The sequence below is a fragment of the Duganella vulcania genome, assembly GCF_009857655.1.
GTDB classification, from domain to species: domain Bacteria; phylum Pseudomonadota; class Gammaproteobacteria; order Burkholderiales; family Burkholderiaceae_D; genus Rugamonas; species Rugamonas vulcania.
Map to the genome: position 1 here is coordinate 54,846 of NZ_WWCX01000018.1, position 22,999 is coordinate 77,844.

Genomic DNA, 22,999 nt, shown 5'->3' on the forward strand with positions numbered 1-22,999 from the left:
CTGCACGCGATAGCATTCGGGACTACACTATCGCCGTGTCATCACATCTTTAAAGGATTTCCCATGTCTGGTTATTTGCAAGGAAACGAAATGGCTGCGAGCCAAAAGCCTGCCGCCACCACCGCACCTGCACCGGCCAAAGCGGCCGCCAACAAGGCAGTCACCATACCCGCGCTGGCGAACCTGCGCGCGGCCGGTGAAAAGATCACCATGCTGACCTGCTACGACGCCAGCTTCGCCTCGCTGATGGACCGCTGCGGCGTCGAAATCCTGCTGATCGGCGATTCGCTGGGCATGGTCTGCAACGGCCACCAATCTACGCTGCCGGTGACGGTGGCCGAAGTGGCCTACCACACGGCCGCCGTGGCGCGCGGCAGCAAGTCGGCGATGATCGTGGCCGACCTGCCGTTCGGCGCCTACGGCACGCCGGAAACCGCGTACGCCAACGCCGTGCAGCTGATGCAGGCCGGCGCGCACATGGTCAAGCTGGAAGGCGGCGCCTGGCTGGCCGACACCGTGCGCTTCCTGACCGACCGCGCGGTGCCGGTCTGCGCCCACCTCGGCCTGACGCCGCAGTCGGTGCATCAGCTGGGCGGCTACAAGGTGCAAGGCAAGACCACCGAAAGCGCCGACCTGCTGAAGGCCGACGCGTTGAAGATGCAGGCTGCCGGCGCGGCGCTGCTGGTGCTTGAAGCGATCCCCACGCAGCTGGGCAAGGAAGTGACCGACCTGCTGGCGATTCCGACAATCGGCATCGGCGCGGGTCCGGATTGTTCGGGCCAGGTGCTGGTGATGCACGACCTGCTGGGCGTATTCCCAGGCCGGAAGGCGCGCTTCGTGAAGAACTTCATGGAAGGCCAGACCAGCATCGACGCCGCCGTCACCGCCTACGTCACCGCCGTCAAGGACGGCAGCTTCCCGGCGCTGGAGCACTGCTTCTAAGGTCTTGGGGGATCCAGGCCGGCCAGAAGCAGCTCGGCCTGATCCCAAGGCAGCCTGCGGCCGCTATCGCGCATGCGCTGATATGCGGCCCGCGCCACCATCGTTGAGATTTTCCCTGCACGAACCATCTCCGTCACCAGCCAGAGCGTTCCGCACACTTCCACGCCCTCCGCTTCGGCGGCTGCGCGCAAATCCTTGTCCCCAGTCAGCAGCGGGCATGCTTCCGCAGCCGCCAACGCCAGCTCAAGGAGATCGTTGCGCCCGGGTCGCGGGTAGCGCCGCACGGTGTCACTGATAAGGAGCAGCATTGCCGCTTTCTAGCGACCGCATTTTGCGAAAGGCGCCAATCGGCATACGCATCAATTCCGCCGCCTTGGATTCACCGATGTAGTCCTCCGCCAGCGCGTGGAATATCAACTGCTCGAAGACGTGGGGCTGCTCTACCGGATATGGTGCGCCAGGCTCCGTCAGATGCCAGCCCTTCAGACGGAACTGGCGTGCCTGCTCATCACGCCATGCCGGACTAACGATGCCAAGATCGCGGGCGCGATACAGCAGGCCGCCCATGCTGAGGCCAAACTCCTCCTTCAGCAAAGCCAGCTCCTTAAGCTCGATGAAGCTGCGGCGCGCGCCCAACTCCTGCAACGCGGACTGGCGCGGCACCAGGAAAGCACCTGCAAACCGATTGCATGCCACTTCCTCGTCAATGTTCCCGGCCAGACGCCCCGCCAGCATCAAGTGCCCCAGCTCGTGCGCCAACGTGAACCGCTGCCGGTCCCCCGACCAGTTACGGCCAACCACGATCACGGGCATCTTGTGGACGGCAGCCGCAAGGCCATCAAATTTAGGGTCCGCATTCGCATCGATCATGAACACTCTGATGCCATGCGTCTCCAGCGCATCAATCAACTCAGGAATCGGCGCATAGCCCAGTGCCCACGCATTGCGTACTTGCTCGGCTGCGTCTTCGATCTGCGATAGATCAGATATCTTCTTCGGCAACCCGGCCACAGGAGAGAACTCCTTCAACGGAGGCGTGGGGAACAATGCTTCCAACTCGATGCGCCGCTCGATATGATCGATGACCTCATGCTCGATGGCTTCCAGACGCTTCTTGGGCAAGGAACTGCGCTTGCGGTACTCGACAGTCTCCAATGCGACCGTCTCTGGCCGAAAGAAATATTCAGTCCGAACCTGCAGCACCTGAGCGAGTTTAAGGAGCGTGGCGGAAGTTGGCACGGCCAACTCGTCTTCGTACTTCTTGATTGCGGCATGAGACAGATCGACCTTGGCCGCCAGCTCACGCAGCGATAAGCCGGCCGCCTTACGCGCCCGGAACAGCCGTTGCCCAATCATGATCTACCTCCAGAACCGTACGATTGCGGTTTACATTTTCATTTATAATATACCATTTTGTAAACCACCGCTTAATCTGCGTCAAACGAATTTAGACAGGCAGGCGTCAAACGCCGCTAGCAGTTGCTTGATGTCGCTCTCTCTGGTGGCCGGGCACACCAGCAGCATATTGTGGAACGGTGTGATCAGCAGGCCGCGGTTGAGCAGGTAGAGGTGGATGATCTGTTCAAGCTCGCCGTCCAGTATCGCCTGCGCCTGCGTGCCGTTTTGCGGCGCGGTGGGGGTGAACTGGAATTCGGTGCGGGCGCCGATCTGGGTGACGCACCATGGCAGCTTGTGGCGTGCGATCACGGCGCGCAGGCCTTCCGCCAGTTGGGCCGCCAGCGCGAACATGTGCCGGTAGGCATCTTCCGTCATCACCTGTTCCAGATTGGCCCGCATCGCGGCCATGGCGAACATGTTGGCGCTTAGCGTGGTGCCGACGCCGGAGTGGCCCGGCGGCGCGCTGCGCTTGGCCTGCTCCACCCGCCGCGCCAACTCCTCTGTAAATCCATACACAGCGCAAGGAATGCCACCGCCAATCGGCTTGCCGACCACCAGCGCGTCCGGCCGCATGCCGTGCGCTTGCGCGTAGCCTCCGGGGCCGCTGCTGATGGTGTGCGTCTCGTCGATCACCAGCAAGCTGCCGTGGCGCTTGATGAGCTGCTGCGCGGTCTCCCAGTAGCCCGGCTGCGGCAGCACCATGCCGATGTTGGTCATCACCGGCTCGGCCAGCACGCAGGCGATGTCGCCCTGCTTCAGCGCCGCCTCCAGCGCCGGCAGGTCGTTGAACTCCACCACCACCGTATGATCCGTGAGCTTGCGCACTTGTCCTAGCAGGCTGTCGCGCTGCGTCGGCACGCCGCCGACCAGATCGACGAACACGTCGTCCACCGTGCCGTGGTAGCAGCCGTTGAACACCAGTACCTTGCTGCGGCCCGTGGCGGCGCGCAGCCAGCGCAGCACGAATCGGTTGGCGTCCGATGCGGACAGCGCGAACTGCCAGTACGGCAGGCCGAAACGCCGCGCCAGCTCCACCGCCACCGGTGCCGCATCCTCCGACGGCAGCATGGCGGTGTAGCCGCGCGCGGCCTGTCGCGCTATCGCCTGCGCCACCGGCTGCGGCGCGTGGCCGAACATGGCGCCGGTGTCGCCCAGGCAGAAGTCGATGTATTCGTGGCCGTCGGCGTCGCGGAAGCGCGCACCCGAGGCTTCGCTCACCGTCAACGCGAACGGCGTGGACCAGTCGTTCATCCAGTGCATCGGCACGCCAAACAGCAGATGCTGAGCGGCCTGCCCCGCCAGCCGCGCCGACTCGGGATTGCGCGCGATGTAGCTGGCGCGTTCGGCGGCGGCCAGCGCTTGCGCGCGTGGCCAGTTCAATCCGTCGCGGGTGCCGGCCATGATTACACCAGCAGCATCAGGTGCTCGCGCTCCCAGGAGCTGATCACGCGGCTGTAGGTGGCGAATTCCAGCTCCTTCACTTCGCAGAACGCCTGCACGAACAACTCACCCAGGATTTCACTAAGCGGCTTGCATTCGCGCAAGCGCAGGATGGCGTCCTCCAGGTTGCGCGGCAGCTGGTCGTGTACGTGCTCCGCGCTGTCGGCGGTTGGCGGCGATGGTGTCAGCCCTTGCGTCATGCCGAGATAGCCGCAGGCCAGCGTGGCAGCCATCGCCAGGTAGGGATTGACATCCACGCCCGGCACGCGGTTCTCCACGCGCCGGTTGACCGGCGTGGAGTTCGGAATGCGGATGCCGCAGGTGCGGTTGTCGTAGCCCCAATGGACGTTGGTCGGCGCCGACATGAAGCGCGACAGGCGGCGGTACGAATTCACGTGCGGCGCAAACAGCAGCGTGGCCGCCGCCGCGTACTGCTCCAACCCTGCGATATAGTTGAAGAACAAATCGCTGGCCGTGCCATCGGCGCGGCTGAAGATATTCTGGCCGGTCGCCGCATCGAGCACGCTTTGGTGGATGTGCATCGCGCTGCCCGGCTCCGTCTCCATCGGCTTGGCCATGAAGGTGGCGAAGATCCCGTGCCGCAGCGCCGTCTCGCGCACCGCGCGCTTGAACAGGAAGACGCGGTCGGCCAGCTCCAGCGCCTCGCCGTGCGTGAAGTTGATTTCCATCTGGCCGGCGCCGGCTTCGTGGATCAGCGTTTCCACGCCCAGTTCATGCTGCTTGCAGAAGGTGGACAGCTCAAGGAAAAAGGGATCGAAATCGTTGACGGCGTCGATCGAATACGACTGGCGGCCGGACTCCGTCTTGCCGCTGCGGCCAAGCGGAGGCGTGAGCGGCTCGTGCGGATTGCTGCTGCGCGCGACCAGGTAAAACTCCATCTCCGGCGCCACCACCGGCTGCCACCCGCGCTCCGCATACAGCTTGAGCACCTTGCGCAACACCGCGCGCGGCGACAGGCCAACCGGCGAGCCGTCGAAGTTCTGGCAGTCGTGAATCACCAGCGCGACATTCTCGGCTGCCCATGGCACCTGCCGCAGCGTATTCAGGTCCGGCACACAGATCATGTCCGGATCGGTGGCGCCGACGTAGGGCATATTGTTGGGCTGCTCGCCGTTGACGGTGTTGAGCAGCACGCTCTTGGGCAAGCGCATCTCGCCCTCGCTGAGGAAGAGATCCTTGGGCAGTATCTTCCCGCGCGCGATGCCGGTCATGTCGGCGATGACGCACTCCACCTCGTGGATGCTGCGCTCGCGCAGGAAGTCTTTCATGGCCTGGGTCATCGTTGCTCCTAGAAGCGGTCGAGATAGCGCCTGGTCTCCCACGCGCTGACATGTTGGCTGTATTCGATCCATTCGGCGCTTTTCAGTGCCGCGAATTCCTTGACAATGTTCGTACCCAGCGCGGCGGCCAGCACGGTGTCGGCCTGCAGCGCGGCGGCGGCTTCGCCCAGGTTCTGCGGCAGCAGTTTCAGGCCCAACTCCGCGCGCGCAGCATCGGACATTTCATACACGTCCTGGTTGACCGGCGCTCCAGCCTCCAGCGCGTGATCGATGCCATCCAGCCCCGCTGCGATCACGCCGGCCAGTGCCAGGTAGGGATTGGCCGAACTGTCGGGCAAGCGCCATTCGATGCGCTGGTAGACCACGCGCGCAACCGTGGTGCGGTTGTTGTCGCCATAGCCGATAAAGGCCGGCGCCCAGCTGGTGCCGGATAGCGACTGCCCGCACATTAATCGTTTATACGAATTGACCGTCGGCGCGCACAACGCCGCCAGCGCGGGCGCATGCCGCAGCAGGCCGGCCAGGAAGTGGTAGGCCAGCGAGGACAGGCCGAGATCGTGTCCGCCCTGCTCCTTCTCTTCGCCCAGCGCGAACAGGGGCTTGCCGGCGACATTCGCCAGCGACAAATGGAAATGCAGCCCGCTGCCGGGCCGCTCGGCGAACGGCTTGGGCATCATCGAGAACAGCATGCCCTCTTCCTCGGCGATGTGCTGCGCCGCCATCTTGAAGAGCATGAAATTGTCCGCCGCCCTGAGCGCGTCGGCATACCTGTAATTGACTTCGAACTGGCCGGTCGCATCCTCATGGTCGATCTGGAACACGCCTAGGCCGCACTGGTCCAGCGACGCCGTCAGCTTCTCGATGAAGCCGCGCCGGCGCAGCAGGCTCTTGGTGTCGTAGGATGGTTTTTCCAGCGTGTCGGCGGCTTCGGCGTCGTAGCCGTTGGCGCCTTTTTGTAGCAGGAAGAATTCCGGCTCCAGCCCAGCGTTCAGGGTCCAGCCGCGCTGCGCCAGTCGGTCCACCTGCTTGCGCAATACCTGGCGCGGACAGGCGTCGAACGGCTCGCCGGCCACATGGCCGTCCAGCGCCACGCGCGCGTAGCCGGGCAGCCAGGGCATGATCTTCAAGGTGGACAGGTCGGCGCGTCCGTAATATTCGGAGCGCGGTCCGGTGCGCGGCAAACCCGTGCCCCAGATCGACGGCCCCGAAAAACCCGCACCCGGGGATACGATATCGTCCAGGTGCGCCAGCGGTATCAGCTTGCCTTTCGCTGCGCCGTGGATGTCCGTGAACTGCGCGAACACGAAGTTCACGCCCTTCGCCGCAAGCTCGCGCTGCAATTGTTCCGTCGAGCGGGCGGTCATGCTGTCTAGCCGATTTGTATCCATGTGGTTTTCAGCTCGGTGTATTTATCGAATGCGTGCAGCGACTTGTCGCGGCCATTGCCTGACTGCTTGTAGCCGCCGAACGGCACGGTGATGTCGTCGCCATCGTATTGGTTCACGTGCACGGTGCCGGCGCGCAGCGCACGCGAGGTCTGGATCGCCTTGCTGATATCGGCCGTCCATACGGCGGCCTGCAGGCCGTAGGGCGTGGCGTTGGCCTGCTTGACGGCGTCCTTCACGTCGGTAAAGCTCAGCACCGACAGCACTGGCCCGAATATCTCCTCGCGCGCGATGGTCATGCCGCTGTCCACCTGGTCGAACAGCGTCGGCTCGACGTAGTAGCCGCCGGTATCGGTGCGCGCCTGGCGTCCGCCGGACAGCAGCTTGGCGCCGCCCGACTTGCCGGCTTCGATGTAACCCATCACCGTCTTCAATTGCGTGGCATCGACGATGGCGCCCATGACGGTGTTCTCGTCGAGCGGATCGCCGGGCTGGAAGTCCGGCATCATCGCCATCGCCTTTTCAAGGAAGCGGTCCTTGATCGACGCCTCCACAAACAGCCGTGATGGCGCGTTGCAGCTCTCGCCCTGGTTGAAGTAGATGGAGCCGATGGCCGCCTGCACCGCCTTGTCCAGGTCCGGGCAATCGGCACAGACGATGTTGGCCGACTTGCCGCCCAACTCAGTCCAAGCCCGCTTCAGATTGGACTGTCCGGCCATCTGCAAAATCTGCTTGCCGACGCGGGTGGAGCCGGTGAAGCCGATGCAGTCCACGTCCATGTGCAGGCCCAGCGCGGCGCCGGCCTCGTGGCCGTAACCCGGCAGCACATTGAACACGCCCGGCGGAATGCCCGCCTCCAGCGCGATCTCCGCCAGCCGCAGCGCCGTCAGCGGCGATTTCTCGGACGGCTTGAGCACCACGCTGTTCCCGGCCGCCAGCGCCGGCGCGATCTTCCACGCGGCCATGATCATCGGGTAGTTCCACGGCACGATGGCCGCCACCACGCCGACCGGCTCGCGCGTGATCAGGGCCAGGCTGTTGGCCGCCGTCGGCGCGATCTCGTCGTAGATCTTGTCGATCGCCTCGCCGTACCAGCGCAGGCAGTTTGCGGTCGCGCCCACGTCCACGCTCTGGCTGTATTTGATCGGCTTGCCCATGTCCAGTGTTTCAAGCAGCGCCAGTTCGGGGCCGTATTTCTGCACCAGGTCCGCGAACTTGATCAGCGTGCGCTTGCGCTGCGCCGGCGATTTTCCGGCCCAGCGGCGGTCCTCGAAGGCGGCGCGCGCGGCGGTCACCGCCAGGTCGACATCGGCGCCATCGCAACGGGCCACCATGCCCAGCTTGCGGCCGTCGATCGGCGACAGGTTCTCGAACTGCTGTTCGGACTTGGACCAGACGCGCTCACCGCCGATGAAGGCGCGGCCGTCGATTTGCAGGCTGCCCGCCCGCTCGTGCCAGGATGTTGTAGTCATATTCGTCTCCTCCTTGATTTACACCCAGCCGCGCTGCTGGAGGTCCGCGTAGGTCAGGTCGAGGCAGTGGCGGATCAGCGCCACCATCTCATCGATCTGCGCGCAGGTCATCACCAGAGGCGGCGCGATGATCATGCGGTCGCCGACGGCGCGCATGATCATGCCATTGTTGAACATGTAGCCACGGCAGATCATACCCACCGCCAGCTCTTCGTCGAACGGCACGTTCTCGTGCACGGTCGCGCCTTTGACGCGCACCAGGTTCAGGCCCGCGACAAAGCCACAGCTGTCAGCATAGCCAACCAGCGGATGGTCCGCCAGCTCGGCAAAGCGCTTTTTCAGGTAAGGCCCGGTCTCGTTGCCGACGCGTTCGACCAGCTTCTCTTCCTCGATGATGCGGATGTTCTCCAGCGCCGCCGCGCAAGCAACCGGGTGGCCGGAGTACGTGAAGCCGTGATTGAACTCGCCGCCCTTCTCGATCAGCACATTGGCCACGCGGTCGCCAACCAGCACGCCGCCCAGCGGCACATAGCCGGAGGTGACGCCCTTGGCGAAAGTGATCAGGTCCGGCTTGATGCCGAACAGCTCCGACGCGAACCACGTGCCCAGCCGTCCAAAGCCGCAGATCACCTCATCGGCGATCAGCAGGATGCCGTACTTGTCGCAGATGCGCTGGATCTCAGGCCAATAGGTGGCCGGCGGAATCACCACGCCGCCCGCGCCCTGTATCGGCTCGCCGATGAAGGCCGCGACCTTGTCCGGGCCGACCTCCAGGATTTTCTTCTCCAGCCACGATGCGGCCTCGATGCCGAATTCGTCCTCCGTCATGCCGCGCCCGGATTCCAGGTAGTTCGGCTGGCCGATATGCACGATGCCCGGTATCGGCAAGCCCCCCTGCGCGTGCATGCCGTCCATGCCGCCCAGCGACGCACCCGCCACCGTGCTGCCGTGGTAGGCGTTGTGGCGGCTGATGATGGTGTGGCGCTCCTTGTAGCCCAACACGTCCCAATAGCGGCGCACCATGCGCAGGTTGGTGTCGTTGGCTTCCGAGCCGGAGCCGGTGAAGTAGACGTGGTTGAACTGCGGCGGCGATATCTTCACCAGCTTGGCCGCCAGCTCCACCGCCGGGATATTGGTGGTGTTGAAGAAGCTGTTATAGAACGGCAGCGTCTCCATCTGCTTGTAGACCGCCTCGGAAATGCTGGTGCGGCCGTAGCCGACGTTGACGCACCACAGGCCGGACATGCCATCCAATACCTTCTTTCCCTGCGAATCCCACAGGTAGATGCCCTCGCCGCGCACCATCACGCGCGCGCCCTTTTCGCCGAGCGCCTTGTGGTCGGTGAAGGGGTGCATGTAGTGGGCCGTGTCCAGCTTCTGGATGGCGGCGGTGTCATACACTTCCGGACGCGCGGCGGCCTTCACCGACGCGACCAATGCGGCGCTGGGCGCCAATGGGTTGTTCGACATGATGGTTCCTATCTCAAAAAGGTCAGACGTGCAGCAGCAGGTGCTCGCGCTCCCACGGGCTGATGACGGTCATGAATTCCTGGTGCTCCAGATCCTTGATGGCGGCGTAGACGTCGATGAAGCGGTCGCCCAGCACGCTGCGCAACTTGTCCTCGCCGCGCAGCAGTTGCAACGCTTCCGGCAAGCCTTGCGGCAGCTCGACCATCAGGTCATAGGCGCTGCCGACGGTCATCGGGGTCGGCTCCAGCTGCTCGGTCATGCCGAGATAGCCGCAGGCCAGCGTGACCGCCAGCGCCAGGTAGGGATTGGCGTCCGCGCCGATGATGCGGTTCTCCACGCGGCGGTCCTGCACACCCGATTCCGGCACGCGGAAACCGACGGTGCGGTTGTCCATGCCCCACTGGATGTTGATCGGCGCGGCCGTGTGGCGCACGATGCGGCGGTATGAATTCACATACGGCGCGACGATCGCCATCGCCGACGGCATGTAGCGTTGCAGGCCGCCGATGTAGTGCTTGAAGATCGGCGCGGCCGAACCGTCGTCGGAGCTGAAGATGTTCTTGCCGGTCTTGAGATCGACCACGCTCTGGTGCACGTGCATCGCGGATCCCGGCTCGCCGGCCATCGGCTTGGCCATGAAGGTGGCGTACATGTCGTGCTTGAGCGCCGCCTCGCGCAAGGTGCGCTTGAAGAAGAACACCTTGTCGGCCAGGCCGAGCGGATCGCCGTGCAGGAAGTTGATCTCCATTTGGCCGGCGCCGATTTCGTGAATCAGCGTATCGACGTCGAGGTTCATCATGTCGCAGTAGTCGTAGATGTCTTCGAACAGCGGATCGAATTCATTCACGGCGTCGATGCTGTAGACCTGGCGGCTGGTTTCCGCGCGGCCGCTGCGGCCGATGGGCGGTTTCAATGGCAGGTCTGGATCGCTGTTCTTCGCGGTCAGGTAGAACTCCAGTTCCGGCGCCACGACAGGCTTCCAGCCTTTGTCGGCATACAGCTTCAGCACGCGGCGCAGCACGGAGCGCGGCGCGAAGTCGACCAGGCGGCCGTCGGAGAAGTAGCAGTCGTGGATGACCTGCGCGGTCGGGTCGGTGGCCCACGGCACCATGGTGATGGTGGTCGGATCGGCCTTCAGGATCATGTCGCGGTCGGTGGTGGAGATGGCGCGGTCGTAGCCTGCGTCTTCCACCGGGTAGTTGCCGGTCACGGTCATGCCCAGCACCGCCTCGGGGATGCGCATGCCGCGCTCCTGGGTGAATTTGCCGCGCGGGAGGATCTTCCCGCGCGCCACGCCGGTCAAGTCGGGAACCAGGCATTCGATTTCGGTGACGTGCTTCTCGTTGAGCCACAGGTCCATGTCGGTATAAGTAAAATTCTCGCGGATTGCCATGGTTCTCTCTCTTTTTAGCGTTGGTTTTTATATGTGCGGCAGGCCTCGCCGAAAGCCTTGAACAATCTGACGGAATCTGGATTCTCCGCCAGGCGCCACTCTGGATGCCACTGTACCGCCAGCGCAAAACTCCTGGCGTCCGCCACGCGGTAGGCTTCCACCAGGCCGTCGTCGGCGCGGGCTTCCACCGCCAGCGATGGCGCCAGTCGGGCGATGCCCTGGCCGTGCAGCGAATTGACCATGATTTCGGAAGCGCCGCCCAGGATGCGCATTAGCTGGCCGCCGGGCTCCAGCAGCACGCGGTGCGAAGCGGCGTATTGCTGCTCCAGTGGCAGGTCCTTGCGCTCGCGGTGGTCGGCCATGCCGGCCACGTTGTGCACCGCCTGGTGCAGCGTGCCGCCCAGCGCCACGTTCACTTCCTGGAAGCCGCGGCATATCGCCAGCAGCGGTATGCCGCGCTTGAGCGCCGCCCGGATGAAAGGCAGCGTGGTGGCGTCGCGCGCCGTATCCTGCGGCAGCGAGGGCTCCAGCACTTCCTGTCCATACAGGCCGGCGTGCACGTTGGATGGGGAGCCGGTCAGCATGACGCCGTCGGCCAGCGCCAGCAGCGTTTCGAAATCGGTGGACGCGCCCAGGGCCGGCATGATGAGCGGCGTGCAGCCCGCCCCGTCGGCCACGGCGGCGACATATTTGAACTGGGCCGTGTGATTGGCATGGGCGCCGATCTGGTTCACACAGGCGGGAACGATGACAATTGGGCTATGCATAGCTTTATCATATGCCTATTTTGGTATCATTGTCAGTGCCACTTGTTTAAATTTAATGGAACCACTTTGAGTATCACGCCGCATCCCCTGTCCCCCACTTCCGATCTGCTGGCCCAGACTTTGTCGCATTCCGGCTTCCATCCGCGCCTGCCGCAGCAGCGGCGCCTGTACGAGGCGGCCAAGGGTGCGATCCACCGCCAGCAACTGGGCGCGGGCAGCAAGCTGCCGTCCAGCCGCGACCTGGCGCGCGACCTGGGCATCTCGCGCAACACGGTGATCGCGGCGTTCGAGCAGTTGGCGGCGGAGGGCTATGTCACCAGCCAGCTGGGTAGCGGCACCTACGTGGCGGACTTGCAGGCGCAGCGCGCCAGCATGCGCGGCACGGGACCGGCGCCACGCGGCTCGCCGCAGGGCCGCGCGGCGCGGCTGTCCCGGCGCGGGCGCGAGCTGACCGCCTTTGGCGCCGGTCCGCGCTTCGAGATTCAGCCTTTCGCGCCGGGCGAGGACGACTTCTCGTCCTTTCCGTTCAAGCTGTGGCAGCGGCTGCAGAACCGCATCTGGCGCGAGGGTCGCGCCGACCTGCTGGACTACGGCCAGTCCGGCGGGCACCTGCCGCTGCGCCAGGCCATCACCGAGTATCTGCGCCTGTCGCGCTCCGTGAAGGTGACGGTGGACCAGGTGATGATCACAGCCGGCACGCAGCATTCATTGGACCTGTGCGCGATGCTGCTGGCCGACGCCGGCGACACCGCCTGGGTCGAAGATCCCGGCTACTGGGGCGCACGCCGCGTGTTCCAGTCGCGCGAGCTGAAACTGCATCCGGTCGCGGTGGACAACGACGGCATGGTGCTGACGGAGACCGACCTGGCGACCAGGCCGCGCCTGATCTACGCCACGCCGTCGCACCAGTATCCGACCGGTTCCGTCATGAGCCTGGCGCGCCGGCGCGAGCTGCTCGACGTGGCCGTGCGCAAGGACGCGTGGATACTGGAGGACGACTACGACAGCGAATTCCGCTACACCGGCCGCCCGCTGGCGGCGCTGCAAGGGCTGGACACCGACGACCGCGTGCTTTACATGGGCACCTTCTCCAAGGTGCTCTACCCCGGCATCAAGATCGGCTACCTGGTGGTGCCGCCGGCGCTGGTCGATGGCTTCAAGACCACGCTGTACGATCTCCAGCGGCCCGGCCAACTGACGGTGCAGGCGGTGCTGGCGGACTTCATCGCACTGGGCCACTTCACCACCCACATCCGCAAGATACGCCAAACCTACGGTGCGCGCCGCGAGCTGCTGCGCCGCACGCTGGTGCAGCAGCTCGCGCCACGCCTGGGCGGCCGGGTGACCATCTCCAGCGAGGAATCGGGCCTGCACCTGGTGGTGCAGCTGCCCGAGGACGCCGACGACGTGGCGCTGGAAGCGGCTGCCGCGGCGGCGGAGATCCGCGTCAAGGCGCTGTCCACCTACTACCTCGCGCAGCCGGCGCGGCGCGGCCTGCTGGTCGGCTATGCCTACTGCACGCCGGAGAAGATCGCACACTACGGCCGCATCCTGGCGGACCTGATCACGGCGGGAGTCCAAGCATGAAGCACATGCCATGGAAGGACTTCTGCGCGCTGGTGAGCAGCATAGGCGTGGTCGGGCTGGGGCTGGGGGCCACCATCCCGCTGACGGCCCTGCGGCTGGACCAGCGCGGCATCGGCACCGACATCATCGGCATCGTCACCGCCGCCAGCGCCTTCGGCATCCTCGCGGCGACGCCCTTCGTCTCACGCTGGGTGGCGCGCCATGGGCCGCGCGGTTGCATGATCGGCGCCATCGCCATCGGCGCGCTGTCCACCGCCTTGATGGAGGCGACGGACAATGTGCTGCTGTGGGGCGTGTTGCGCTTCGTGTTCGGCGCTTGCATGGGCGTGCTGTTCACCATCGGCGAGGCGTGGGTCAACCACCTTGCGCCGGTCAACTCGCGCGGCCGCGTGGTGGCGATGTACACCACCGCGTTCACGCTGTTCCAGCTGATCGGCCCCGCGCTGGTGGCGGGGCTGGAAGGCAAGGTCGCGTGGCCGTTCGTCGCCTGCGGAGCGTTGTTCCTGCTTGCGCTACCCGGCATGGCGCTGATCTCCAACGATGGCCAGGCCGAGGAGGACGAGCCGCACGTCTCCTGGCGCGCGGTGCTGCCGCGCATGCCGATGATCGCCGTCGGCGCGGCCTTCTTCGCGCTGTTCGACACGCTGGCACTGAGCCTGCTGCCGCTGTACGCGATCCGGCAGGGCATCGTCACGGAACTGGCGCTGCTGTCGGCCACGGTGGTGCTGGTCGGCGACACCGCGCTGCAATTCGCCTTCGGCTGGCTGGCGGACCACGTGGGACGGCGCCGCGTGCACACCGGCTGCGGCATCGCGGTGTGCGTGCTGCTGCCGCTGCTGCCTTTCGCCGCTGGCACGCCGTGGCTGTGGTGGATATTGCTGCTGATGCTGGGCGCGGCGGCGGGGGCGATCTACATGCTGTCGCTGGTGGCGTGCGGCGCGCGCTTCCAGGGTCAGTCGCTGGTCGCGGCCAGCGCGGTGGTCAATGCCAGCTGGGGAATCACCAGCAGCGGCGGGCCGCTGTTGACTGGCCTGTTGATGCAGACCGCCGGCATCAATGCGCTACCGGCGGTGCTGTGGTGCGGCGCGGCGATCTTCGTCGCCTGCGCCTGGTGGGAGTACAAACAGGGCTACGTGGATTAACCCTTGGCCGCGGCGGCGACCTGCTTCTGGCGCAGGCGCTCGTTGCGCGCCATGTAGAGGCTCGATCCAATCACGCCGATCGACACCACAAGAATGGTCAACGCGGCCACCGCGTTCACGCGCGGATCCAGGCCCAGGCGGGCGCGCGAGAAGATCACGATCGGCATCGTCGACGAGCCGGGGCCGGACAGGAAGGCCGACAGCACCACGTCATCCAGCGACAGCGTGAACGTCAGCAGCCACGCGGAGCCCAGCGCCTGCGTTATGTTCGGCAGCGTCACCAGGAAAAACACCTGGAACGGACGGCAGCCCAGATCCATCGCCGCTTCCTCCAGCGACTTGTTCATCTCCTGGAGGCGCGACTGTACCACCACCGCCGCGTAGGCCATGCCCAGCAGCGTGTGGCCCAGCCAGATCGTCACCAGGCCGCGCTCCGGGAAGCCGAAGGCCTTCTGCACCGACACCAGCATCAGAAGCAGCGACAGGCCGATGATCACCTCCGGCATCACCAGCGGCGCGCTGACCATGCCCGAGAACAGCGTGCGGCCGGCGAAGCGCTGGTAGCGGTTCAGCACAAACGCCGCGAACGTCCCCAGTATCACCGAGCTGCAAGCCGTGAGCAACGCGATGCGCAGCGACAGCCCGAAGCCGCCGATGATCTCCGAGTCGTTCATCAGCGCCGCGTACCACTGCGTCGAGAAGCCGCTCCACACCATGTCCTGGCGCGAGCTGTTAAACGAGAACACCACCAGCACCACGATGGGCAGGTAGAGGAACAGGTAACCCAGCGACAGCCAGCCGCGCCCGAACCAGCGCTGCACGAAATTGGAATGTCCCTTCATGGACGGGCCTCCTGCTCTGCCTTGTATTTATTGAAGATCGCCATCGGCACCAGGATCAGCAGGATCACCACCACCGTCACCGCAGACGCCAGCGGCCAGTCGTTATTGGTGAAGAACTCGTCCCACAGCTGGCGGCCGATCATCAGCGTTTCCGGGCCGCCCAGCAGCTCCGGGATCACGTACTCGCCCACCGCAGGAATGAACACCAGCATGGTGCCGGCGATGATGCCGGACTTCGACAGCGGCACGGTGATGCGCCAGAACGCTTGCATCGGCGTCGCGCCCAGGTCGGCCGCGGCCTCCAGGAAGCGCAGGTCCATCTTCACCAGGTTGGCGTACAGCGGCAGGATCATGAACGGCAGGTACGCGTAGACCATGCCGATGATGAGCGAGAACTGGGTGTTCATCAGGTGCAGCGGCTCGCTGATCGCGCCTATGCTGATCAGGAAGTGGTTCAGGATGCCGTTGTTGGCCAGGATGCCCTTCCACGCGTAGATGCGCAGCAGGAAGGAGGTCCAGAACGGCATCATCACCAGCATCAGCAGCACCGGGCGCACGGTCGGTTTGGCGCGCGCCATGAAGTAGGCAAAGGGGTAGCCGATCAGGAGGCACAGCGAGGCCGTGATGGCGGCGAACTTGAGGGAGTTCAGGTAGGTGATCGCGTACAGGTCGTCCTGCGCGATGAACAGGTAGTTGGCGATCTTGACCTTGAGCGTGATGACGCCGTCGGCCATCGTCATCAACGTGCCGAAGGGATTGCCCCCGGTGTCGGCCTCGGTGAAGCTGATGCGCATCACGATCAGGAACGGCACCAGGAAGGCCATCGTCAGCCACAGGAAAGGCACGGCGATCACCAGGTTGCGGCCGGAGAGCCAGCGCCCGCCCAGCAGGTACTTGAGAGTTTTCATGGCTGCGCTCCGCCTTAGCTGGTCAGCACGACGACGTCGGCGCCGTCCCACCAGGCGTGGACGCGCTGGTCGCGCTTGAGCGCCGATTCGTCATGGCGGGCGGCGTTGGTGCGCGAGACCTTGAGCGTCGCGCCGCTGTCGAGGCGCAGGTGGTACAGCGTCTCGTTGCCGAAGTAGGCCATGGCGGTGATCACGCCCTGCACGCAGTTGTAGCCGTCCTCGCTGGCCTTGGCGCGCTGCGCCGCGGTCGGCGCCTCGGCCTGCACGGCGATCTTCTCGGGCCGCACCGCGACCGACACCGGCATGCCCACCGTGCCGGTGATGCCGTGGGTGACGTAGTGGCGGCATTCCGGCGTTTCGATGATGACGTGGTCCGGCTCATCGACCGTCACGCTGCCCTCGAACATGTTGACGCTGCCGATGAAGTCCGCCACGAAGCGGCAGTTCGGTGTCTCGTAGATTTCGCCCGGCGCGCCCACCTGCAGGATGCGGCCTTCGCTCATCACGGCGATGCGGGTCGCCATGCTCATGGCCTCGTCCTGGTCGTGCGTGACCATCACGCAGGTCACGCCCACTTCCTCGATGATGCCGACCAGTTCCATCTGCGTGCGTTCGCGCAGCTTCTTGTCCAATGCGCCCAGCGGCTCGTCCAGCAGCAGCAATTGCGGACGCTTGGCCAGGCTGCGCGCCAGCGCCACGCGCTGCTGCTGGCCGCCGGACAGCTGGTGCGGCTTGCGCTTGCCGTAGGCGGTGAGCTGCACCAGCGCCAGCATCTGCTCAACGCGCGCGGCGATTTCGTCCTTCGGCAGGCCGTCGCGGCGCAGGCCGAAGGCGATGTTGTCCCAAACAGACAAGTGCGGGAACAGCGCGTACGACTGGAACATCATATTGATCGGGCGCTCGTACGGCGGCACGCCGACGATGTCCTTGCCGCCCAGCGTGATCTGGCCCTGGGTCGGCGTTTCGAAACCGGCCAGCATGCGCAGCAGCGTGGACTTGCCGCAGCCGGAACTCCCCAGCAGCGCGAAGATCTCGCCCTTGTTGATCGCCACCGACACATCGTTGACGGCGCGGACGCCGTCGAATTCCTTCACCAGGTTGCGGATCAGCAGAAAGGGTTCTCGCTCTTGGGTCATGTTATTAAAATATAAATGATATTAATAATATACTGAATACGGGCCGACCGCAGGCCGCGCGCTTAGTCGAACCCGTGATTATAAATGACGAAATCACACATGCAACAGCAGGTGTTCCCGCTCCCACGGGCTGATGACGGTCATGAACTCCTGGTGCTCCAGCTCCTTGATCGCCGTGTAGACGTCGATGAAGCGCTCGCCCAGCACATCGCGCAGCCGGTCCTCGCGCCGCATCAGCTCCAGCGCCTGCGGCAGCCCTTGCGGCAGCTCGAACACATGGTCGTAGGCGCTGGCGGTGGTCATCGGCGTCGGCTCCAGCTGGTCCACCATGCCCAGGTAGCCGCAGGCCAGCGTGACCGCCATCGCCAGGTAGGGATTGGCGTCCGCGCCGATGATGCGGTTCTCCACCCGCCGCTGCTCGACGCCGGAGATGGGAATGCGGAAGCCCACGGTGCGGTTGTCGATGCCCCACTGGATGTTGATCGGCGCGGCCGTGTGGCGCACGATGCGGCGGTAGGAGTTCACATACGGCGCCATGATCGCCATCACCGCCGGCGTGTAGCGCTGCAGGCCGCCGATGTAGTGGCGGAAGTGGGCCGACGGCGAGCCGTCCGCCGCGCTGAAGATATTGCGGCCGGTGGCGGCGTCGCTCACGCTCTGGTGCACATGCATCGCCGATCCCGGCTCGCCCGCCATCGGCTTGGCCATGAAGGTGGCGTACATGTCGTGCTTGAGCGCCGCCTCGCGCAAGGTGCGCTTGAAGTAGAAGACGTTGTCGGCCAGGGCCAGTGCATCGCCGTGCTGGAAATTGAGGCCCATCTGGCCGGCGCCGGTCTCGTGGATCAGCGTGTCGACGTCGAGGTTCATCAGCGCGCAGTAGTCGTAGATGTCCTCGAACAGCGGATCGAATTCATTGACGGCGTCGATGCTGTAGACCTGGCGGCTGGTTTCTGCGCGGCCGCTGCGGCCCACCGGCGCCTTCAGCGGCAGGTCGGGGTCGATGTTCTTCTCGGTCAGGTAGAACTCCAGCTCCGGGCCAACCACCGGCTTCCACCCACGGTCCGCATACAGCTTGAGCACGCGCCGCAGCACCGAGCGCGGGGCGAAATCGACCAGCGTGCCGTCGGCGAAGTAGCAGTCGTGGATCACCTGCGCGGTGGGGTCGATGGCCCAGGGGACCTTGGTGATGCTGCCGGGATCCGCGCGCAGGATCATGTCGCGGTCGGTGGAGGAGATGGCGCGGTCATAGGCCGCGTTCTCGATCGGGTAGTTGCCGGTGACGGTCATGCCCAGCACCGCCTCGGGGATGCGCATGCCGCGCTCCTGGGTGAATTTGGCGCGCGGCAGGATCTTCCCGCGCGCCACACCCGTCAGGTCGGGCACCAGGCATTCGATTTCAGTGACTCGGTTCTCGTTGAGCCACTGGTCCATATCGGCATCGGAGAAGTTTTCACGGATAGACATGTTCGCTCTCTGTGGTCATGATCAAGCGATCGATAGTCTAATTTACCATGTTTACAACCTTTCTTCCTCTGCCTCCACGCGGGTTTGCACAAGAATCTTTTTGATTTCAGGTACACAGGAGCCGCAATTGCCGCCGGCCTTCAGGCAGGCCGTGACTTCGGGCACCGTCTTCAGGTCCTTTTCGACGATGGCGCTGCAGATGGTGTTGCGGCCAACGCCGAAGCAGGAGCACACGGTGGGGCCGGTGTCGGCGCCCTTCTCGACCGGCATGCCGACCAGCAGGCCGACGCGGTCTATCTCGCTCAGCTCCACCTTGACGAACAGGCTGGCCAGCCAGGCGCGCGACGGCATGTCCTGGCGCGGCGACAGGAAGATGCACTGGTCGATGCGGTCGTTCACCACGTGCACGGCGCGGTACACGCCGGCGGTGCGGTCCTCGTATTCGAGCCAGTCGGCGTCCAGGTCGGCCACGCCCAGCAGCTCGCGCGCCCAGGCGCCGAAATCCTTGATGGTATTGCGGCCGGCCAGCTCGTAGCGGGCGAATTCGCGGCCCTGGATGCGCGTCCAGTGGGCCACGCTGTCGAGGTTCATCTCGGTGCGGCTCAGGATGAAGCCATGCCAGTTCACGCGGAACTGCTCGATGCGCACCGGTGTGTGCTTGAATTCCGGCTCCCCGGAGACCGGATCGACCACCGGATTGACCAGCGCACCCACGCGCGCATCGGACGAGGTCTGGCCCGACCAGTGGATGGGAATGAACACGCTGCCGCGCGGGATGCCGCCGCCGTGCTGCACGCGCGCCACCATCGCGCCCCACTGGGAGCTCACGCGCGCCAGCTCGCCCTCGCGCACGCCGTGCAGCAACGCGTCCTGCGGGTGGATGTCGACGAAGGATTCGGCGATGTGGTCTGCCAGCGTGGCGGACTTGCCGGTGCGGGTCATGGTGTGCCACTGGTCGCGCACGCGGCCGGTGTTGAGCGATAGCGGGAAGTCCTCGCAGATGGCGTTGGCCGGCGCGCGCGTGGCGGTGGCGATGAAGCGCGCCTTGCCGTCGGCGTGGGCGAAGACCTTGTCCTTGAACAGGCGGGCTTCAACCTGCAACTCGCCCGACGCGATGCGGCGCACCGGCCACTGGGTCGGTTCCAGATCGTCGTACTGGCGCTGATCGAGGCCCGCCAGGCCGGACATGTCGAACGCGCGCGGCACGTCGCCGACGGCGTTGCGGAAACCGCTCAGACGCGCATGCTCGTCGAACACGCTCTGGGCGCCGCTGAAATCGAAACCGCCAAAGCCCATGCGCTGCGCGAACAGCGACAGGATCTTCCAGTCGGGCAGCGCCTCGCCCGGCGCGGGCAGGAAGGCGCGCTGGCGCGACACGCGGCGCTCGGAATTGGTGACGGTGCCGTCCTTCTCGCCCCAGCCCAGCGCCGGCAGCAGCACGTCGGCGTAGGCGTTGGTGTCGGTGTTCTGCATGATGTCGGTGGCCACCACCAGCTCGCACTTCTCAAGCGCGCGCCGCACCTGGTCCGCGTCCGGCAGGCTGACCATCGGATTGGTGGCGATCACCCATACCGCCTTGACCTTGCCCTCTTCAATCGCGCGGAACAGGTCGACCGCCTTCAGGCCAGGCCTGGCGGCGATGGCGGGTGAGCGCCAGAAGGTCTGCACCACCTCGCGGTGGTCGGCGCGGTCCAGGTCCATGTGCGCGGCCAGCATGTTGGCCAGGCCACCCACTTCGCGCCCGCCCATGGCGTTAGGCTGGCCGGTGATCGAGAACGGGCCCATGCCCGGCTTGCCGATACGGCCGCCAATCAGGTGGCAGTTGATGATGGCGTTGACCTTGTCGGTGCCGGCCGACGACTGGTTCACGCCCATCGAGAAGGCGGTGATGGTCTTGCCCGTGTTGGCGAAGGATTCGTAGAACTCCATCAGCACCGGCAGCTCGATGCGGCAGATTTTCGCCACGGCGGCGGGATCGCTGCAATCGATGTTGGCCGTGTCCAGCGCCGCATCCAGGCCGTTGGTGTGATGGCCGATGAACTCAGGATCGACCGCGCCGATGCGTGCCAGGTAGCTCAGCAAGCCGTTGAACAGCCAGACATCGGTGCCCGCCTTGACCGGCAGGTGCAGGTCGGCCAGCTCGCAGGTGGCCGTGCGGCGCGGATCAATGACGACGATCTTCATCTCCGGCCTGCTCTCCTTGGCCTTGAGCAGGCGCTGGAACAGGATCGGATGGCACCACGCGGTGTTGGAACCGACCAGCACCACCATGTCCGCCAGTTCCAGGTCGTCGTAGCAGAGCGGCACCAGGTCCTCGCCGAAGGCGCGCTTGTAGCCGGCCACCGCCGACGACATGCACAGGCGCGAGTTGGTGTCGATGTTGGCGCTGCCGATGTAGCCCTTCATCAGCTTATTGGCGACGTAGTAGTCCTCGGTCAGCAGCTGGCCGGAGACGTACAGCGCCACCGCGTCCGGACCATGCTCGGCGATGATGGAGCGCCAGGCGCCGGCCACCTTGTCCAGCGCGGCGTCCCACGACACGCGGCGCAGGCCGTCCGCGTCGCGCACCTGCGGATACAGCAGGCGGCCTTCGAGGCCGGTCGTCTCCCCCAGCGCGGAACCCTTGACGCACAGGCGTCCCTTGTTCGCGGGATGCAGCTTGTCGCCGGCGATGGCGAACGTGCCGTCGGCCATGGGCGTGGCCTGCACGCCGCAACCGACGCCGCAATAAGCGCAGGTGGTGCGTACCGCAAGATGGTCAGTGGACAGGTTCAAGATGCTTCTCGCTCAAATCATGCGGCGCGCGCGGACAGCGCTTCGCCAAACAACAGGTTTTGCCGGATCGGCGTAATGTCGGTGCGGTTTTGAATCAGGTTGAAGTACCACGGGCCGTCCTTGACGTCGCCATACAGCACGGCGCCGGTCACGCGGCCGTCCTTCAACACCAGCCGCTTGTAGACGCCGCGCCGCGCGTCGCGCAGCACCAGGTCCTCGCTGCCCTCGCCGCCGATGAAGTCACCGACCGAGTACAGGTCCACGCCGGTCACCTTCAGGCGCGTCGGCGACGTTTGCTGCACGTAGCGGCGCACGCCGGCGCCGGCCAGGTGGGCGCCGCAGACGCGCGCCTGGTCCCAGATCGGCGCCACCAGGCCAAAAGTGGCGCTGCGATGTTGCACGCATTCGCCGACGGCGTACACGCGCGGATCGTAGGTTTGCAGCGTGTCGTCGACGACGATGGCGCGTTCGCAGTGCAGGCCGGCCGCCTTGGCCAGGTCGATGTTGGGACGCACGCCGGCGGTCATCACCACCAGGTCCGCCGGAATCTCGCTGCCGTCCTTGAAGCGCACCGCGCGCGCGCGGTCCGGGCCGACGATTTCGGCGGTCTGCGCGTTCATCATGAACTTCAACCCCTTGGCTTCCAGCGCCTTTTGCAGCAGCAGCGCGGCGGGCTTGTCGAGCTGCTGGTTCATCAGCGCATCGGTCACGTGCACCACGGTGACGGACATGCCTTGCCGTTGCAGGCCGTTGGCCGCCTCGAGGCCCAACAGGCCGCCGCCAATCACCACGGCGTGGCGGTGGTTGCGCGCCATCGCCAGCATGCTCTCCACGTCCTGGATGTCGCGGAAGGCCAGCACGCCGGACAGCTCGTGGCCCGGCACGGGAATGATGAAGGGCTTGGAGCCGGTGGCGATCAGCAGCCGGTCGTAGCGCACTTCCAGCCCGGAGCGGGCGCGCACGATGCGCTTGCGGCGGTCGATGTGCTCGACCGGATCGCCAGCGTGCAGCGTGATGCCATGCTGGACGTACCATTCGCGCGTGTTGAGCATGATGTCTTCCATGCTCTTCTCGCCGGCCAGTACAGGCGACAGCAGGATGCGGTTGTAGTTACCGTGCGGCTCGGCGCCGAACACGGTGATGTCGTACATGTCCGGCGCCAGCTTGTACAGCTCCTCCACCGTACGCATGCCGGCCATGCCGTTGCCGATCACGACCAGCGCGGGTTTCACAGGCCGACCCAGACTTTGCCGCCGTCGATGCGGGCGGGATAGGTACCGACCGAATGGTGCGGCGCCTCCAGGCATTCGCCCGTTTGCAAGTCGAAGTGCTGCTTGTAGATCGGCGAGGCGACCACGATGCGCTCGCCCAGGTTGCCCACCAGGCCGCGCGACAGCACGGCGGCTTCGGAATTCGGATCGTAGTTATCGATGGCGAATACGCGCGCGCTGCCGTCGTCCACATGGAACACGGCGACCTGCTGCTTGTTCAACAGCGCGCACACGCCGGTGTTGGGCACAATCTCGTCCAGGTTGCAGACGGCGATCCAGTTATCGGTTTGAATATCGCGATGCATA

The 22,999-nt window shown here is 65.3% G+C and carries 19 protein-coding genes; 3 read left to right on the forward strand and 16 right to left on the reverse strand.

Annotated elements, in window-relative coordinates; translation table 11 throughout:
• The first annotated feature begins 90 nt into the window (after positions 1 to 90).
• Entirely contained in the window at positions 91 to 942 is an 852-nt protein-coding gene (gene panB / locus GTP90_RS13340; protein ID WP_161084000.1) for a 3-methyl-2-oxobutanoate hydroxymethyltransferase, read from the forward strand.
• Here panB and GTP90_RS13345 read toward each other — a convergent pair.
• From GTP90_RS13345 to GTP90_RS13385, 9 genes are all read right to left on the reverse strand, one after another.
• Positions 939 to 1,250 carry a PIN domain-containing protein gene (locus tag GTP90_RS13345; protein ID WP_161084001.1) on the reverse strand — a complete coding sequence of 104 codons (312 nt, stop codon included), beginning with the start codon at positions 1,248 to 1,250 and terminating at the stop codon, positions 939 to 941. The genes panB and GTP90_RS13345 overlap by 4 nt on opposite strands.
• The gene (locus GTP90_RS13350; protein ID WP_161084002.1) at positions 1,231 to 2,298 is read right to left on the reverse strand and encodes a helix-turn-helix domain-containing protein; all 1,068 of its coding nucleotides are present in this window, start codon (positions 2,296 to 2,298) and stop codon (positions 1,231 to 1,233) included. The genes GTP90_RS13345 and GTP90_RS13350 overlap by 20 nt, the downstream gene beginning before the upstream one ends.
• Positions 2,299 to 2,379: 81 nt before the next feature.
• Complete coding sequence (locus GTP90_RS13355; RefSeq protein ID WP_161084003.1) at positions 2,380 to 3,741, reverse strand: aspartate aminotransferase family protein; 1,362 nt, start codon at positions 3,739 to 3,741, stop codon at positions 2,380 to 2,382.
• Positions 3,742 to 3,743: 2 nt separating this feature from the next.
• Positions 3,744 to 5,081, reverse strand: coding sequence for a glutamine synthetase family protein (locus GTP90_RS13360; protein WP_161084004.1), 1,338 nt, complete (start codon positions 5,079 to 5,081; stop codon positions 3,744 to 3,746).
• An 8-nt stretch (positions 5,082 to 5,089) separates the two neighbouring features.
• The gene (gene glnT / locus GTP90_RS13365) at positions 5,090 to 6,445 is read right to left on the reverse strand and encodes a type III glutamate--ammonia ligase (RefSeq protein ID WP_254451846.1); all 1,356 of its coding nucleotides are present in this window, start codon (positions 6,443 to 6,445) and stop codon (positions 5,090 to 5,092) included.
• A gap of 5 nt (positions 6,446 to 6,450) precedes the next feature.
• Complete coding sequence (locus GTP90_RS13370; RefSeq protein WP_161084006.1) at positions 6,451 to 7,938, reverse strand: aldehyde dehydrogenase; 1,488 nt, start codon at positions 7,936 to 7,938, stop codon at positions 6,451 to 6,453.
• Between the two features lie 18 nt (positions 7,939 to 7,956).
• On the reverse strand, positions 7,957 to 9,408 hold the full coding sequence (locus GTP90_RS13375; protein ID WP_161084007.1) for an aspartate aminotransferase family protein: 1,452 nt from the start codon (positions 9,406 to 9,408) through the stop codon (positions 7,957 to 7,959).
• A 22-nt stretch (positions 9,409 to 9,430) separates the two neighbouring features.
• Positions 9,431 to 10,801: a glutamine synthetase family protein gene (locus tag GTP90_RS13380; RefSeq protein ID WP_161084008.1), complete on the reverse strand. Its 1,371-nt coding sequence runs from the start codon at positions 10,799 to 10,801 to the stop codon at positions 9,431 to 9,433.
• Between the two features lie 14 nt (positions 10,802 to 10,815).
• Positions 10,816 to 11,568 (reverse strand): gamma-glutamyl-gamma-aminobutyrate hydrolase family protein, encoded by a 753-nt coding sequence (locus GTP90_RS13385; protein WP_161084009.1) that lies wholly within the window; start codon positions 11,566 to 11,568, stop codon positions 10,816 to 10,818.
• Positions 11,569 to 11,655: 87 nt separating this feature from the next.
• Between GTP90_RS13385 and pdxR the strand changes: the two genes are divergently transcribed.
• Both pdxR and GTP90_RS13395 read left to right on the forward strand, forming a co-directional pair.
• Positions 11,656 to 13,155: a MocR-like pyridoxine biosynthesis transcription factor PdxR gene (gene pdxR, locus GTP90_RS13390; RefSeq protein WP_371875052.1), complete on the forward strand. Its 1,500-nt coding sequence runs from the start codon at positions 11,656 to 11,658 to the stop codon at positions 13,153 to 13,155.
• Entirely contained in the window at positions 13,152 to 14,297 is a 1,146-nt protein-coding gene (locus tag GTP90_RS13395; RefSeq protein WP_161084010.1) for an MFS transporter, read from the forward strand. Before pdxR ends, GTP90_RS13395 begins: the two co-directional genes overlap by 4 nt.
• Here the strand turns inward: GTP90_RS13395 and GTP90_RS13400 are convergent.
• The 7 genes from GTP90_RS13400 to nirD form a co-directional block, all read right to left on the reverse strand.
• A complete protein-coding gene (locus tag GTP90_RS13400) occupies positions 14,294 to 15,139 on the reverse strand; it encodes an ABC transporter permease (protein WP_161084011.1) in 846 nt (281 codons plus the stop codon). The two genes, GTP90_RS13395 and GTP90_RS13400, sit on opposite strands and share 4 nt — an antisense overlap.
• Positions 15,136 to 16,047: an ABC transporter permease subunit gene (locus GTP90_RS13405; protein ID WP_161084012.1), complete on the reverse strand. Its 912-nt coding sequence runs from the start codon at positions 16,045 to 16,047 to the stop codon at positions 15,136 to 15,138. Before GTP90_RS13405 ends, GTP90_RS13400 begins: the two co-directional genes overlap by 4 nt.
• Before the next feature lie 14 nt (positions 16,048 to 16,061).
• On the reverse strand, positions 16,062 to 17,183 hold the full coding sequence (locus GTP90_RS13410; protein WP_161084013.1) for an ABC transporter ATP-binding protein: 1,122 nt from the start codon (positions 17,181 to 17,183) through the stop codon (positions 16,062 to 16,064).
• 93 nt (positions 17,184 to 17,276) lie between these two features.
• Positions 17,277 to 18,647, reverse strand: coding sequence for a glutamine synthetase family protein (locus GTP90_RS13415; RefSeq protein WP_161084014.1), 1,371 nt, complete (start codon positions 18,645 to 18,647; stop codon positions 17,277 to 17,279).
• Between the two features lie 51 nt (positions 18,648 to 18,698).
• On the reverse strand, positions 18,699 to 21,422 hold the full coding sequence (locus tag GTP90_RS13420; RefSeq protein WP_161084015.1) for a nitrate reductase: 2,724 nt from the start codon (positions 21,420 to 21,422) through the stop codon (positions 18,699 to 18,701).
• 17 nt (positions 21,423 to 21,439) lie between these two features.
• A complete protein-coding gene (locus GTP90_RS13425; RefSeq protein ID WP_175048083.1) occupies positions 21,440 to 22,621 on the reverse strand; it encodes an NAD(P)/FAD-dependent oxidoreductase in 1,182 nt (393 codons plus the stop codon).
• 29 nt (positions 22,622 to 22,650) lie between these two features.
• The gene (gene nirD / locus GTP90_RS13430; RefSeq protein WP_161084017.1) at positions 22,651 to 22,998 is read right to left on the reverse strand and encodes a nitrite reductase small subunit NirD; all 348 of its coding nucleotides are present in this window, start codon (positions 22,996 to 22,998) and stop codon (positions 22,651 to 22,653) included.
• Between the last annotated feature and the right edge of the window lies 1 nt (position 22,999).

What these genes read in the sequence shown, in the direction of transcription:
- GTP90_RS13395 (WP_161084010.1), top strand. Translation starts at nt 13,152, where the DNA reads ATGAAGCACATGCCATGGAAGGACTTCTGCGCGCTGGTGAGCAGCATA.
- GTP90_RS13345 (WP_161084001.1), bottom strand. Translation starts at nt 1,250, where the DNA reads ATGCTGCTCCTTATCAGTGACACCGTGCGGCGCTACCCGCGACCCGGG.
- GTP90_RS13400 (WP_161084011.1), bottom strand. Translation starts at nt 15,139, where the DNA reads ATGAAGGGACATTCCAATTTCGTGCAGCGCTGGTTCGGGCGCGGCTGG.
- panB (WP_161084000.1), top strand. Translation starts at nt 91, where the DNA reads ATGGCTGCGAGCCAAAAGCCTGCCGCCACCACCGCACCTGCACCGGCC.
- GTP90_RS13380 (WP_161084008.1), bottom strand. Translation starts at nt 10,801, where the DNA reads ATGGCAATCCGCGAGAATTTTACTTATACCGACATGGACCTGTGGCTC.
- GTP90_RS13405 (WP_161084012.1), bottom strand. Translation starts at nt 16,047, where the DNA reads ATGAAAACTCTCAAGTACCTGCTGGGCGGGCGCTGGCTCTCCGGCCGC.
- GTP90_RS13355 (WP_161084003.1), bottom strand. Translation starts at nt 3,741, where the DNA reads ATGGCCGGCACCCGCGACGGATTGAACTGGCCACGCGCGCAAGCGCTG.
- glnT (WP_254451846.1), bottom strand. Translation starts at nt 6,445, where the DNA reads ATGACCGCCCGCTCGACGGAACAATTGCAGCGCGAGCTTGCGGCGAAG.
- GTP90_RS13375 (WP_161084007.1), bottom strand. Translation starts at nt 9,408, where the DNA reads ATGTCGAACAACCCATTGGCGCCCAGCGCCGCATTGGTCGCGTCGGTG.
- GTP90_RS13350 (WP_161084002.1), bottom strand. Translation starts at nt 2,298, where the DNA reads ATGATTGGGCAACGGCTGTTCCGGGCGCGTAAGGCGGCCGGCTTATCG.
- GTP90_RS13415 (WP_161084014.1), bottom strand. Translation starts at nt 18,647, where the DNA reads ATGTCTATCCGTGAAAACTTCTCCGATGCCGATATGGACCAGTGGCTC.
- GTP90_RS13410 (WP_161084013.1), bottom strand. Translation starts at nt 17,183, where the DNA reads ATGACCCAAGAGCGAGAACCCTTTCTGCTGATCCGCAACCTGGTGAAG.
- GTP90_RS13425 (WP_175048083.1), bottom strand. Translation starts at nt 22,621, where the DNA reads ATGGCCGGCATGCGTACGGTGGAGGAGCTGTACAAGCTGGCGCCGGAC.
- GTP90_RS13370 (WP_161084006.1), bottom strand. Translation starts at nt 7,938, where the DNA reads ATGACTACAACATCCTGGCACGAGCGGGCGGGCAGCCTGCAAATCGAC.
- nirD (WP_161084017.1), bottom strand. Translation starts at nt 22,998, where the DNA reads ATGCATCGCGATATTCAAACCGATAACTGGATCGCCGTCTGCAACCTG.
- GTP90_RS13385 (WP_161084009.1), bottom strand. Translation starts at nt 11,568, where the DNA reads ATGCATAGCCCAATTGTCATCGTTCCCGCCTGTGTGAACCAGATCGGC.
- GTP90_RS13360 (WP_161084004.1), bottom strand. Translation starts at nt 5,081, where the DNA reads ATGACCCAGGCCATGAAAGACTTCCTGCGCGAGCGCAGCATCCACGAG.